Source organism: Pedobacter sp. HMWF019, assembly GCF_003061025.1.
Lineage (GTDB): Bacteria > Bacteroidota > Bacteroidia > Sphingobacteriales > Sphingobacteriaceae > Pedobacter.
This window is the reverse complement of sequence record NZ_QAIL01000169.1, coordinates 1-13,571: the sequence shown is the minus strand read 5'-3', so window position 1 is coordinate 13,571 and position 13,571 is coordinate 1. Positions and strand designations below refer to the sequence as shown.

At 39.9% G+C, this 13,571-nt stretch carries 9 protein-coding genes and 5 tRNA genes; all 14 read right to left on the bottom strand.

Going from position 1 to position 13,571, the window contains the following annotated elements; all coding sequences use genetic code 11:
- Window positions 1-159: 159 nt before the first annotated feature.
- The 14 genes from rpoC to DBR11_RS10960 all read right to left on the bottom strand — a co-directional run bounded on the left by rpoC (window position 160) and on the right by DBR11_RS10960 (window position 13,398).
- A complete protein-coding gene (gene rpoC / locus DBR11_RS11025; protein WP_108552552.1) occupies window positions 160-4,446 on the bottom strand; it encodes a DNA-directed RNA polymerase subunit beta' in 4,287 nt (1,428 codons plus the stop codon).
- Window positions 4,447-4,518: 72 nt separating this feature from the next.
- Window positions 4,519-8,322: a DNA-directed RNA polymerase subunit beta gene (rpoB, locus tag DBR11_RS11020; RefSeq protein ID WP_108552550.1), complete on the bottom strand. Its 3,804-nt coding sequence runs from the start codon at window positions 8,320-8,322 to the stop codon at window positions 4,519-4,521.
- A gap of 155 nt (window positions 8,323-8,477) precedes the next feature.
- Window positions 8,478-8,852 carry a 50S ribosomal protein L7/L12 gene (gene rplL, locus DBR11_RS11015; protein WP_108552548.1) on the bottom strand — a complete coding sequence of 125 codons (375 nt, stop codon included), beginning with the start codon at window positions 8,850-8,852 and terminating at the stop codon, window positions 8,478-8,480.
- A gap of 61 nt (window positions 8,853-8,913) precedes the next feature.
- Window positions 8,914-9,435 (bottom strand): 50S ribosomal protein L10, encoded by a 522-nt coding sequence (gene rplJ, locus DBR11_RS11010; RefSeq protein ID WP_108552546.1) that lies wholly within the window; start codon window positions 9,433-9,435, stop codon window positions 8,914-8,916.
- Window positions 9,436-9,437: 2 nt separating this feature from the next.
- Window positions 9,438-10,136 (bottom strand): 50S ribosomal protein L1, encoded by a 699-nt coding sequence (gene rplA, locus DBR11_RS11005; protein ID WP_108552544.1) that lies wholly within the window; start codon window positions 10,134-10,136, stop codon window positions 9,438-9,440.
- 23 nt (window positions 10,137-10,159) lie between these two features.
- Window positions 10,160-10,603, bottom strand: a complete 444-nt coding sequence (gene rplK, locus DBR11_RS11000) for a 50S ribosomal protein L11 (RefSeq protein WP_108552542.1) — start codon at window positions 10,601-10,603, stop codon at window positions 10,160-10,162.
- 101 nt (window positions 10,604-10,704) lie between these two features.
- On the bottom strand, window positions 10,705-11,247 hold the full coding sequence (nusG, locus tag DBR11_RS10995; RefSeq protein WP_108552540.1) for a transcription termination/antitermination protein NusG: 543 nt from the start codon (window positions 11,245-11,247) through the stop codon (window positions 10,705-10,707).
- A 14-nt stretch (window positions 11,248-11,261) separates the two neighbouring features.
- A complete protein-coding gene (gene secE / locus DBR11_RS10990; RefSeq protein ID WP_108552538.1) occupies window positions 11,262-11,459 on the bottom strand; it encodes a preprotein translocase subunit SecE in 198 nt (65 codons plus the stop codon).
- Window positions 11,460-11,472: 13 nt separating this feature from the next.
- Window positions 11,473-11,543: transfer RNA gene (locus DBR11_RS10985), tRNA-Trp, on the bottom strand.
- Window positions 11,544-11,650: 107 nt separating this feature from the next.
- Complete coding sequence (gene tuf, locus DBR11_RS10980) at window positions 11,651-12,838, bottom strand: elongation factor Tu (protein ID WP_108552536.1); 1,188 nt, start codon at window positions 12,836-12,838, stop codon at window positions 11,651-11,653.
- A gap of 121 nt (window positions 12,839-12,959) precedes the next feature.
- Window positions 12,960-13,031: transfer RNA gene (locus DBR11_RS10975), tRNA-Thr, on the bottom strand.
- 89 nt (window positions 13,032-13,120) lie between these two features.
- A tRNA-Gly gene (locus tag DBR11_RS10970) sits at window positions 13,121-13,193 on the bottom strand.
- An 11-nt stretch (window positions 13,194-13,204) separates the two neighbouring features.
- A tRNA-Tyr gene (locus DBR11_RS10965) sits at window positions 13,205-13,287 on the bottom strand.
- Between the two features lie 38 nt (window positions 13,288-13,325).
- Window positions 13,326-13,398: transfer RNA gene (locus DBR11_RS10960), tRNA-Thr, on the bottom strand.
- Between the last annotated feature and the right edge of the window lie 173 nt (window positions 13,399-13,571).

Genomic DNA, 13,571 nt, shown 5'->3' with positions numbered 1-13,571 from the left:
CATATAAATCAAACAGCCTAAATACGCATAAAACATATTCATATCTATATACATAAATATTAAAACAGCTCATTTTAAACTACCTATACTGTTACCTATATACGAAAAAGCCCCTCCGCTTTTAGGGCAGAGGGGCTTAATTATGATGATTGAAGAATCTTAAGCTTCAGCTTCTTCTTGTTTAGAAGCTAGCAATTTATCGTACTCTTCTTGTGAACCAACAATGATTCTTTCGTAGCCACGTACACCAGTACCAGAAGGGATCAGGTGACCAACGATTACGTTTTCTTTCAATCCAAGCATGCTGTCACGTTTACCTGCAATTGCAGCTTCGTTCAACACCTTTGTAGTTTCCTGGAAGGAAGCGGCTGAGATGAATGATTTAGTTCCCAATGAAGCACGGGTGATTCCCTGAAGAATTGAACTCGCTGTTGCAGGTCTTGCATCACGTACTTCAACTTGTTTCAAATCTCTACGTTTTAATTGAGAATTTTCATCTCTAAGTTTACGCAGGGAAACGATCTGACCTGGCTTCATTGTAGCTGAATCTCCGCCCTCAACAACAACTTTTTTGTCGTAGATCTCATCATTTTCAACCATAAAGTCCCAACGATCTGCAAGGTTATTTTCTAAGAAAATAGTATCTCCCGGATCTTCGATGTGAACTTTCTGCATCATTTGATGTACAATCACTTCAAAGTGTTTATCATTGATTTTTACACCTTGTAAACGGTAAACCTCTTGGATACCATTCACCAGGTATTCCTGAACTGCTGCAGGTCCTTTAATTGCAAGGATGTCTGCAGGAGAAATAGATCCATCAGATAATGGCATACCCGCTTTCACAAAGTCATTATCCTGAACCAGGATGTGTTTAGACAATGGAACAAGGTATTTTTTAACTTCTCCGTCTTTAGATTCGATGGTCATCTCACGGTTACCACGTTTAACACCACCTAAAGTTACCACACCGTCAATTTCCGTAACAACAGCAGGGTTAGAAGGGTTACGAGCCTCAAATAACTCAGTTACACGAGGCAAACCACCCGTAATATCCCTGGTTTTACCAGTTGCACGAGGAATTTTAACCAGGATCTGACCAGTTCTTACCGCTTCACCCTCGTCGATAGCAATGTGTGCACCAACAGGAATGTTATAGGCTCTGATCAATTCACCTTTTTTATCTACTACCCTTACAGAAGGGTTTTTAGTTTTATCACGAGTGTCAATAATTACTTTCTCACGGTGACCAGTTTGTTCATCTGATTCTTCACGGAAAGTAACCCCTTCAACGATTGCATCAAATTCGATTTTACCCGCAAACTCGGAAATAATAACCGCGTTGTATGGATCCCACGAACAAATTCTATCGCCTTTGGTAATTTTTGCACCGTCTTCAACATATAGGAATGAACCGTAAGGAATGTTGTTGGTCATGATCACTTTACCCGTTCCGGCCTCTACAATCTTGAACTCACCTGAACGGCCAAGAACAATTTGATTTGCACCATCTTCTGTAACGTGTTCTACTGTACGAACATTCTCAAATTCAATCACACCGTCAAACTTCGCAATGATCTGAGATTCAGCCGCGATGTTAGACGCCGTACCACCCACGTGGAACGTACGTAAAGTTAACTGTGTACCCGGCTCACCGATAGACTGTGCTGCAATAACACCAACAGCCTCACCTTTCTGAACACGTTTACCAGTTGCCAGGTTACGTCCGTAACATAGTGCACAAACACCACGCTTGTTTTCGCAAGTCAGTACTGAACGGATTTCAACACCTTCCAGTGGAGACTCGTCAATTGCTCTCGCAATATCCTCATCGATATCCTGTCCAGCTCCAACCAATAGCTCACCATCAAGTGGGTTGAATACATCATGAAGAGAAATACGACCCAAAATTCTGTCATACAACGGCTCCACGATATCCTCGTTATCTTTAAGGGCAGTAGTAAACATACCTCTTAAAGTACCACAATCTTCAGAGTTAACAATCATATCCTGAGCAACGTCATGTAAACGACGGGTCAGGTAACCAGCATCAGCCGTTTTTAACGCCGTATCCGCCAAACCTTTACGGGCACCGTGAGTAGAGATAAAGTACTCTAATACAGACAGACCTTCTTTAAAGTTTGATAAGATCGGGTTTTCGATAATCTCTCCACCTGAACCTGATTTCTGAGGCTTAGCCATCAAACCACGCATACCGCACAGCTGACGAATCTGCTCCTTAGAACCACGGGCTCCGGAATCAAGCATCATATACACAGAGTTGAATCCCTGGTTATCGCTCGATAACTGCGTCATTACATAAGAAGTAAGACGGTTATTGATACGGGTCCAGATATCGATGATCTGATTGTAACGCTCGTTGTTGGTAATGAATCCCATATTATAGTTATTCCTTACCTCTTCAACTTCTGCAGAAGCCTGCTCTAATAAAGCATGTTTCTCAACAGGGATGTTTACATCTTGTAAATTAAATGATAAACCTCCTCTGAATGCCATTTGGAAACCTAATTCTTTAATGTCATCCAAGAATCTTGAAGAACGCGCCATACCGGTGATTTTCACCACCTCACCAATAATATCCCTTAAAGATTTCTTGGTCAGCAATTCATTGATATAACCTACTTCTTCCGGTACCATTTGGTTAAACAGTACACGACCAACTGTAGTATCAATCAGTTTATTTACAATACTTCCGTCATTCTCTTTTACATTTACTTTAACTTTAATAAATGCATGAAGATCAATACGCTTCTCATTATAAGCAATGATCACCTCTTCCGGAGAATAGAAGATAGAATCTTGTCCCTTAACTACTCTTGTTTCGTCAGTTCTACGGCCTTTAGTAATATAATAAAGACCCAAAACCATATCCTGTGAAGGTACAGTAATTGGCGTACCATTCGCCGGGTTCAGAATGTTATGCGCAGCAAGCATCAGTACCTGGGCTTCCAAAATTGCAGCATTACCTAAAGGTAAGTGAACTGCCATCTGGTCACCGTCAAAATCCGCGTTGAAGGCCGTACATACAAGTGGGTGCAACTGGATCGCCTTACCCTCTACCAACTTAGGCTGGAAAGACTGGATACCCAGTCTGTGCAACGTAGGTGCACGGTTAAGCAATACCGGGTGTCCTTTTAATACGTTTTCAAGGATGTCCCAAACCAGAGGATCTTTTCTGTCAACGATTTTCTTTGCAGATTTAACCGTTTTCACGATACCCCTTTCAATCATTTTACGAATGATGAACGGTTTGAACAGCTCAGCTGCCATATCTTTAGGTAAACCGCATTCATGCAATTTCAGGTTAGGACCTACAACAATTACAGAACGGGCAGAATAATCCACACGTTTACCTAATAAGTTTTGACGGAAACGTCCTTGTTTACCTTTCAGAATATCAGAAAGAGATTTCAAGGCACGGTTACCTTCCGTTTTAACAGCATTTACTTTACGTGAGTTATCAAATAAAGAGTCAACTGCCTCTTGTAACATACGTTTTTCGTTACGTAAAATTACTTCCGGAGCTTTGATCTCAATCAAACGTTTTAAACGGTTGTTACGGATAATTACACGACGGTAAAGATCATTTAAATCCGAAGTCGCAAAACGACCACCTTCCAAAGGAACCAAAGGACGTAATTCTGGTGGAATAACCGGAACAATCTTAATGATCATCCACTCTGGATTATTCTCAATACGTGTTCTTGATCCGCGGAAAGCTTCAACAACCTGAAGACGTTTTAAAGCCTCATTTTTACGTTGCTGAGAAGTCTCATTTGCAGCCTGGTGACGTAAGTTATATGATAAAGTATCTAAATCAATACGTTTCAGTAAATCCTCTAACGCTTCAGCACCCATTTTAGCGATGAATTTGTTAGGATCTTTATCATCCAGGTATTGGTTTTCTTTAGGCAACTTATCCAGAATATCTAAATATTCTTCTTCAGTTAAGAAATCCATGTACTGAATACCTTGTTCGCCCATTAAACCAGCCTGGATTACTACATAACGCTCGTAGTAAATGATCAGGTCCAGTCTCTTGGTTGGCAAGCCCAATAAGTATCCGATTTTATTCGGTAAAGAACGGAAATACCAGATGTGCGCTACAGGAACCACCAAATTGATGTGTCCCATACGCTCTCTACGTACTTTCTTCTCTGTTACTTCCACACCACAACGGTCACAAACAATACCTTTATAACGGATACGTTTGTATTTACCGCAATGACATTCGTAATCTTTAACCGGACCAAAAATACGCTCGCAGAACAAACCGTCACGTTCAGGCTTGTAAGTACGATAGTTAATGGTTTCAGGTTTCAACACCTCACCACTTGAACGCTCCAGAATTGCTTCAGGAGAGGCCAAACTAATGGTAATTGAGGTGAAGTTGCTTTTTAATTTATTATCCTTTTTGTAAGACATATCTTTTTGAGTTGTAAGTCTCAAGTTTTAAGCAGTGCCGGCCGAAGCAGACACTGCTCAATACTTAAAACATTAGTCTAACGTAATATCTAAACCTAATCCGCGTAACTCATGAACCAATACATTGAATGATTCTGGTACACCTGGCGTAGGAAGGTTTTCACCTTTTACAATCGCTTCGTAGGTTTTTGCTCTTCCGATCACATCATCAGATTTCACTGTTAAGATTTCTTGCAGGATATTGGCAGCACCAAATGCCTCCAATGCCCAAACCTCCATCTCACCAAAACGCTGACCACCGAACTGAGCCTTACCACCTAATGGTTGCTGGGTAATTAAAGAGTACGGTCCGATTGAACGGGCGTGCATCTTATCATCAACCATGTGTCCCAGTTTCAGCATATAGATAATACCTACTGTAGTTGGCTGATCAAATCTGTCTCCAGTTAAACCATTGTTCAAATAAGTTCTTCCTGAAGCAGGTACACCAGCTTTAGCGATCCACTCTTCTACCTCATCATGTTTAGCACCATCAAAGATCGGGGTTGCAAATTTCACACCCAGCTCTTTTCCAGCCCATGCAAGCACAGTTTCATAGATCTGTCCCAAGTTCATACGAGAAGGTACACCCAGTGGGTTCAATACAATATCAACCGGAGTTCCGTCATCCAAGAAAGGCATGTCTTCATCACGTACAATACGTGCAACAATACCTTTGTTACCGTGACGTCCCGCCATCTTATCTCCTACTTTCAGTTTACGTTTCTTAGCTACATAAACTTTAGCCATCTGAACAATACCAGAAGGAAGCTCATCACCTACACTGATCGCAAACTTATCACGTTTGTAAGCACCCAGTTCTTCGTTTACACGAATACCATAGTTGTGCAACAACATTTTGATCTGATCGTTTTTATCATCATCTGTAGTCCATTTGTATGGATTGATGTGGGCATATTCCAATTCTGCTAAGCTCTTCTGTGTAAACTTCGCTCCTTTAGGGAACAATAGCTCCTTGTAAACGTTAAATACACCTTGTGAGGTTTTACCATTCACGATCTGGAACAATTTATCTACCAGTTCATTTTTCAGGTTCTCAACAGCCAGGTTATATCTCTTGTCCAATTTCTCGATCGCAGATTTCTCTTCCGCTTTCGTAGTTTTCTTAGCTCTGGAGAATAATTTGGTATCAATAACCACACCTTTAATAGAAGGAGGAGTTTTCAAAGACGCATCTTTTACATCTCCTGCTTTATCACCAAAGATGGCACGAAGCAGTTTTTCTTCCGGTGAAGGATCAGATTCTCCTTTAGGAGTGATCTTACCAATCAGGATATCTCCTTCTTTAACTTCAGCACCTACACGGATAATACCGTTTTCGTCCAAATCTTTAGTTGCTTCCTCAGAAACGTTAGGGATATCTGGTGTTAACTCCTCTTCTCCACGTTTTGTATCACGTACTTCCAGTTCAAACTCTTCAATGTGCAGTGAAGTAAAGATATCTTCTCTAACAATACGCTCATTAATTACGATCGCATCCTCAAAGTTATACCCTTGCCAAGGCATGAAAGCAACCTTTAAGTTTCTTCCTAATGCCAACTCACCGTTTTCAGTAGCATAACCTTCGCAAAGTACTTGTCCTTTTACTACTTTCTGACCTTTCTTAACGATTGGCTTCAAGTTGATACAAGTATTCTGGTTGGTTTTCTTGAATTTAATTAATTTATAAGTTTTGCTGTCACCTTCAAAAGAAACTAAACGATCGCCGTCATTTCTTTCGTATTTAATGGTGATCTCATTTGCATCAACATATTCAACAACACCGTTACCTTCAGCATTGATCAAAGTTCTGGAGTCACGTGCAACACGGCCTTCCAAACCAGTACCAACAATCGGCGCCTCAGGACGTAACAATGGTACGGCCTGACGTTGCATGTTAGATCCCATCAGGGCCCTGTTCGCATCATCATGCTCCAGGAAAGGAATCAATGAAGCTGCAATAGAAGTAATCTGATTTGGTGCCACGTCCATTAAATCCAGTTTCTCTGGTTCAATGATCGGGAAGTCACCCTCGTAACGTGCTTTAACACGTGGCGTGGTGAAATTACCTTTATCATCATATTCCGCATTTGCCTGAGCAATAGTTTTACCATCCTCATCTTCAGCAGAAAGATAAATAACCGGTTCATCTACAGCAACAACACCGTTTTCAACTTTTTTGTACGGGGTCTCTATAAATCCTAAATTATTGATCTTAGCGTGAACACAAAGAGAAGAGATCAAACCAATGTTTGGTCCCTCTGGTGTTTCAATGGTACACAGACGGCCATAGTGTGTATAGTGAACGTCACGTACTTCGAAACCTGCACGCTCACGTGAAAGACCACCTGGACCTAAGGCTGATAAACGACGCTTGTGCGTAATCTCTGCCAATGGATTGGTCTGGTCCATGAACTGAGACAACTGGTTAGTACCAAAGAAAGAGTTAATCACCGACGATAAAGTACGGGCATTAATCAAATCAGTTGGAGTAAACACCTCATTATCTCTGATGTTCATACGCTCACGGATCGTACGGGCCATACGGGCAAGACCTACACCAAACTGAGCATAAAGCTGCTCACCTACCGTACGTACACGACGATTGGACAAGTGATCAATATCATCCACCTCTTCTTTAGAGTTGATTAATTTGATCAGGTATTTAACAATCGCAATAATATCCGCTTTTGTCAATACTTTTACATCATCCGGTGTATCCATTTTCAACTTACGGTTGATGCGGTAACGACCTACATCTCCCAAGTCATAACGTTTATCCGAGAAGAACAAACGCTCGATGATACCCCTTGCAGTTTCCTCATCAGGTGGTTCTGCGTTACGCAAAGCACGATAGATGTTTTCAACCGCCTCTTTTTCAGAGTTAGAAGTATCTTTTTGTAAAGTATTATATATAATGGTATAATCTGCCTGGCTGGCACCATCATCTTTAGACAAGATGATTGTTTTAACACCAGCATCAATGATCAGATCAATGTGTTCGTCTTCTAAAACAGTATCCCTGTCTAAGATCACTTCGTTACGATCTATAGAAACTACCTCACCGGTATCTTCATCCACAAAATCTTCAACCCATTTTCTTAATACCCTTGCAGCAAGTTTACGGCCGATATATTTCTTCAATCCGGATTTGCTTACCTTAACCTCATCGGCCAGGTCAAACAATTCAAGGATGTCTTTATCAGAATCGTAACCGATAGCACGCAATAAAGTAGTTACCGGGAATTTTTTCTTACGGTCGATATAAGCATACATGACGTTATTAACGTCAGTAGCAAACTCAATCCAAGACCCTTTAAAAGGAATTACACGGGCAGAGTAAAGCTTAGTACCATTGGTGTGACGGCTCTGACCGAAGAACACACCCGGAGATCTATGCAGCTGCGAAACAATAACGCGCTCTGCACCATTAATCACAAACGTACCTTTAGGCGTCATATATGGTATGGTGCCTAAATACACATCCTGGATGATGGTTTCAAAATCTTCGTGTTCAGCATCATTACAAGAAAGCTTCAGCTTTGCTTTTAATGGAACACTATAAGTCAATCCACGGTCAATACACTCAGGTATATCATAACGCGGTGGATCAATAAAATAATCAAGGAACTCCAGAACAAAAATATTTCTGGAATCAGTGATTGGGAAGTTTTCAGCAAATACCTTAAACAGTCCTTCTGTATGACGGTTGTCTGAAGTGGTTTCTATCTGAAAAAATTCTCTGAATGATTGCAACTGTACATCAAGAAAATCAGGATAATCTATGATGTGCTTACTACGTGCAAAATTTACTCTTTGGTCGACTTTATTTGCCAATGGACTAAAGTTAATTTACTTTAAGAATAAACTATTTGTTTGATTTGCCGCTACATGCATTTCATCAATCAAACTAAATGAAATGTTTATAAACAGGTATAGACTCCGACTGTAATAGTCGGAGTCTATGTTAAAGTTATATTAAAATTAAGCGATTACTTAATTTCAACTACAGCTCCAGCTTCTTCTAATTGTTTTTTCAAAGCTTCAGCTTCGTCTTTAGCAACACCAGCTTTTAATTCTTTAGGTGCACCATCAACTAGATCTTTAGCTTCTTTCAAACCTAAACCAGTTAAGTCTTTTACCAATTTAACAACTGCTAATTTCTGACCACCAGCTTCTTTCAAAATTACATCAAAAGTAGTTTTTTCTTCAGCTGCAGGAGCAGCATCAGCAGCAGGACCTGCAACAGCAACTGCAGCAGCAGCTGGTTCAATACCATACTCGTCTTTTAAGATTTGAGCTAATTCGTTAACTTCTTTAACTGTTAAGTTTACCAATTGCTCAGCAAACGCTTTTAAATCTGCCATTTTATAGATTTTTAAAAATTTACGTAAAATAATTTAATAATATGAACTTATAAGGTGTTCCTTAACCTTCTCTTTCTTGAAGAGTTTTAACAATTCCTGCAATTTTGCCACCACTTGATTTAAGGGCTGAAACAACATTTTTAGCTGGCGATTGTAATAATCCAATGATGTCTCCAATAAGCTCTTCTCTTGATTTCAAGCTTACTAATGCATCTAAATGGTTATCACCAACATAAACTGATGAATCGATATAAGCCGCTTTCAATACTGGTTTATCAGATCCTTTTCTCAACGCTTTGATCAGTTTTGCCGGAGCATTACCTGTAGTTGAGAATAATAAAGCTGACTGACCTTTAAGTGCTGCAAAGATCTCTGATGCATCGCCTTCTAATCCTTCGATCGCTTTTCTGATCAAAGTATTTTTAGCTACCTGCATTTCGATACCGCTTTCGAAACATTTGCGACGGATATTATTTACTTTCTCAACAGATAAGCTTGAAGTATCGGCAATATAAAAGTTGCCAAACTCTTGCATTTTCTCTTGAAGAGCTGAAACTAGTTCGTGTTTTTCTTCTCTGTTCATAATTAGATCCCCGCTACTGATTTAGTTTCGACTGCTATTCCAGGACTCATTGTTGAAGAAACATGAATGCTCTTAAAATAAGTTCCTTTTGCAGCAGAAGGTTTTAATTTAGAAATTACCTGAAGAACTTCAAGGGCATTTTCATATATTTTTTCTGCTGGGAATGATACTTTTCCTACTGAAGCGTGTATGATACCTGTTTTGTCAACTTTAAAATCAATTTTCCCACCTTTAACATCAGTTACTGCTTTACCAACTTCATTGGTTACAGTACCCGACTTAGGGTTTGGCATAAGGTTACGAGGACCTAAAACACGTCCTAGTTTACCTACTTTTGCCATACAAGCAGGAGTAGTGATAATAATGTCAACATCAGTCCATCCACCTTCAATCTTGGCTACATACTCGTCTAAACCTACGAAATCTGCACCGGCAGCTTTAGCTTCTTCTTCCTTATCAGGAGTACAAAGAACTAAAACGCGTACAGTTTTACCAGTGCCGTGAGGTAAAGTAGCAATACCACGCACCATTTGATTGGCTTTACGTGGATCTACACCTAAAGCAACGTCGATATCAACCGAAGCGTCAAATTTAGTTGTAGTGATCTCTTTTACCAAAGCAGCCGCATCCTGTAAAGAATACGATTTACCGGCTTCTAGTTTAGCATGTGCCTTTTTTTGATTTTTTGTTAATTTAGCCACTGTTGTAAACTGTTTTTTGTTAATTAATTGTTCCAGGGTGCGTCACCGCTAACGGTGATTCCCATACTGCGTGCTGTACCGGCAACCATACTCATTGCTGATTCGATAGTGAAGGCATTTAAGTCTGTCATCTTATCTTCAGCAATCGATTTTACCTGATCCCAAGTCACCGAACCAACTTTCTTACGGTTGGGCTCAGCAGAACCACTCTGTAATTTAGTAGCATCTTTTAACTGGATGGCTACAGGAGGGGTTTTGATGATAAATTCGAAAGACTTGTCAGCATAAACAGTAATTACAACTGGTAATACTTTACCGGGCTTATCTTGGGTACGAGCATTGAATTGCTTACAAAATTCCATAATGTTCACCCCTTTAGCACCCAATGCAGGTCCTACCGGAGGTGATGGATTTGCAGCTCCACCTTTGATTTGTAATTTAACAAGCGCACTGACTTCTTTTGCCATTTTTTGTTTTGTTAATTGTAATACTCAATGTTAAATATTGGAAGCATGTAACATTTAAGCTCTTATATAGAAATAAATAACGATCCTTTCAGACCATTATTTTATTCTTTCTCTACTTGCATATAGTTAAGCTCCAGTGGTGTTTTGCGACCAAAGATCTTAACCATAACTTTCAATTTCTTCTTTTCTTCATTAACCTCTTCGATTACGCCGGTAAAACCATTAAACGGACCGTCCATAACCTTAACATTCTCTCCAACATAATAGGCAATATTCATGGTCTCACCTTGTTGGCTCATCTCATCAACCTTGCCTAAAATACGATTAACCTCTGCCTGACGCATAGGTACCGGATTTCCGCCTTTATCTCCTAAAAAGCCGATCACACTATTAACACCTTTAATAATGTGCTCCAACTCTCCGTCTAATATAGCTTCTATCAAAACATAACCGGGATAGAAGTTACGTTCTTTAGCAATTTTCTTGCCATCTTTCATCTGATAGTATTTCTCCATTGGGATCAATACCTGAGGAACAAGATGTGAAAAACCTAAACGACTAATTTCAGAATCGATATACTGCTTAACCTTCTTCTCTTTTCCGCTAACAGCTCTAACTACATACCACTTTAACTGATCGTTCATTTTAGCTATATATATTAATTAGAAAGTGATTTATAAAAAGTATCTAAAACAAAAGTAGAGCCCTTATCCATCGCAAACACAACGATTGCTATGATGAATGAAGCCACTAGAACCAACACTGCAGAATTTAACAATTCTCCCCATGCAGGCCAAGTAACCTTCTGGGTCATTTCTTCATATGATTCTTTAATGAATTGAACTACGCTAGCCATATTTAAGTTTTTGCACGGGCACAAGGATTCGAACCCTGATCAAAGGTTTTGGAGACCTCTATTCTACCATTGAACTATGCCCGTGTATGAAATAACTTAGTACTTAAACCTTTGGTTTAACTTAAACTTCTTTGTTTAAGTACTAAGTTTTTATACTTAACTAAATACGATGTACTTAGTTGTTCTGTTTACTATTTCAAGATTTCAGTTACCTGACCAGCACCTACTGTTCTACCACCTTCACGGATAGCGAAACGTAGACCTTTTTCCATTGCAATAGCGTTGATCAATTTAACAGTGATCGTAACGTTATCACCTGGCATAACCATTTCAGTTCCTTCAGCAAGTGAAATTTCACCTGTTACGTCTGTGGTACGGAAGTAGAATTGTGGACGGTATTTGTTGAAGAATGGAGTGTGACGACCACCTTCTGCTTTTGATAATACATAGATCTCAGCTTTGAAATCAGTGTGAGGAGTTACAGAACCTGGTTTGCAGATAACCATACCACGACGGATATCAGTTTTCTCAATACCACGTAACAATAAACCTACGTTATCACCAGCTTCACCATAATCAAGGATCTTACGGAACATCTCAACACCTGTAACAGTTGATTTAAGATTTTCAGCACCCATACCCAGGATCTCAACAGGATCTCCAGAGTTGATTACACCACGCTCAATACGTCCAGTTGCAACAGTACCACGACCAGTGATCGAGAATACGTCCTCAACAGGCATCAAGAATGGAAGCTCAGTTAAACGTGGAGGAATTGGAATGTAGCTATCTACAGCATCCATTAATTCCATGATTTTACCAACCCATTTCGGATCGCCATTCAAACCACCCAAAGCAGAACCTTGGATAACAGGAATATCATCACCAGGGAATTCATAGAATGATAACAATTCACGAACTTCCATCTCTACTAATTCCAATAACTCAGGATCATCAACCATATCCACTTTATTCATGAATACAACTAATGAAGGAACACCTACCTGACGAGCCAATAGGATGTGCTCGCGAGTTTGTGGCATTGGACCATCTGTAGCAGCAACTACGATGATAGCTCCATCCATTTGCGCAGCACCAGTAACCATGTTTTTCACATAATCCGCGTGACCTGGACAGTCAACGTGTGCATAGTGACGGTTAGCTGTTGAATATTCAACGTGTGCTGTATTAATAGTGATACCTCTTTCTTTTTCCTCAGGAGCTGAGTCAATCGAATCAAATGAACGAGCCTCAGTTAAACCAGCATCAGCCAAGACCTTAGTGATAGCTGCTGTTAAGGTTGTTTTACCGTGGTCAACGTGACCGATTGTACCGATATTTAAGTGCGGCTTACTGCGGTCAAACTTTTCTTTTGCCATGTTTTTATACTTATTAGTAGGTTAACTTTTATTTTAATTTATTGTTTTGATACTATTTCAATACAAAAAACCTTGTTCACCCTGCCTTTATTACAGATTTAACAAAGTTCCTTATTTCCTGAGCCAAAGATGGGACTTGAACCCACGACCTCTTCCTTACCAAGGAAGTGCTCTACCGCTGAGCTACTTCGGCTTTTTAATCTCAGCAGCATGATCATTTAAGTCATTTTATTAAGACTTAACTCCACAATCTCTGCCGACTGCCCAACTTTTCCAATTTAGAGCGGAAGACGAGGTTCGAACTCGCGACCTATAGCTTGGAAGGCTATCGCTCTACCAACTGAGCTACTTCCGCTTTTTTAACTGTGGGGAGAGAAGGATTCGAACCTTCGAAGTCTTGCGACAACAGAGTTACAGTCTGTCCCATTTGGCCACTCTGGTATCTCCCCATCTTTTAACCGCCACGTATCACTACGCGGATTAAAAGAGCCTCCTATCGGGATCGAACCAATGACCTACTGATTACAAGTCAGTTGCTCTACCAGCTGAGCTAAGGAGGCTTATATACTACATTTGTTTCGTAAAACTCATGTAATTGATATAAATTTTAAACTTTCACAGAACCTTTCCGTTTCTTTAAGAGGTAACCCCTGTTCCGAAATGGAATGCAAATCTACAAGAATAAATCTTCTATCCAAAATTATTTTCAAAAAAAAATTGACGGTTTTTACAC

Coding starts and splice junctions, on each gene's coding strand:
- rpoC (WP_108552552.1), bottom strand. CDS start 4,446: ATGTCTTACAAAAAGGATAATAAATTAAAAAGCAACTTCACCTCAATT.
- rplL (WP_108552548.1), bottom strand. CDS start 8,852: ATGGCAGATTTAAAAGCGTTTGCTGAGCAATTGGTAAACTTAACAGTT.
- rplJ (WP_108552546.1), bottom strand. CDS start 9,435: ATGAACAGAGAAGAAAAACACGAACTAGTTTCAGCTCTTCAAGAGAAA.
- rplK (WP_108552542.1), bottom strand. CDS start 10,603: ATGGCAAAAGAAGTCAGTGCGCTTGTTAAATTACAAATCAAAGGTGGA.
- nusG (WP_108552540.1), bottom strand. CDS start 11,247: ATGAACGATCAGTTAAAGTGGTATGTAGTTAGAGCTGTTAGCGGAAAA.
- secE (WP_108552538.1), bottom strand. CDS start 11,459: ATGGCTAGCGTAGTTCAATTCATTAAAGAATCATATGAAGAAATGACC.
- tuf (WP_108552536.1), bottom strand. CDS start 12,838: ATGGCAAAAGAAAAGTTTGACCGCAGTAAGCCGCACTTAAATATCGGT.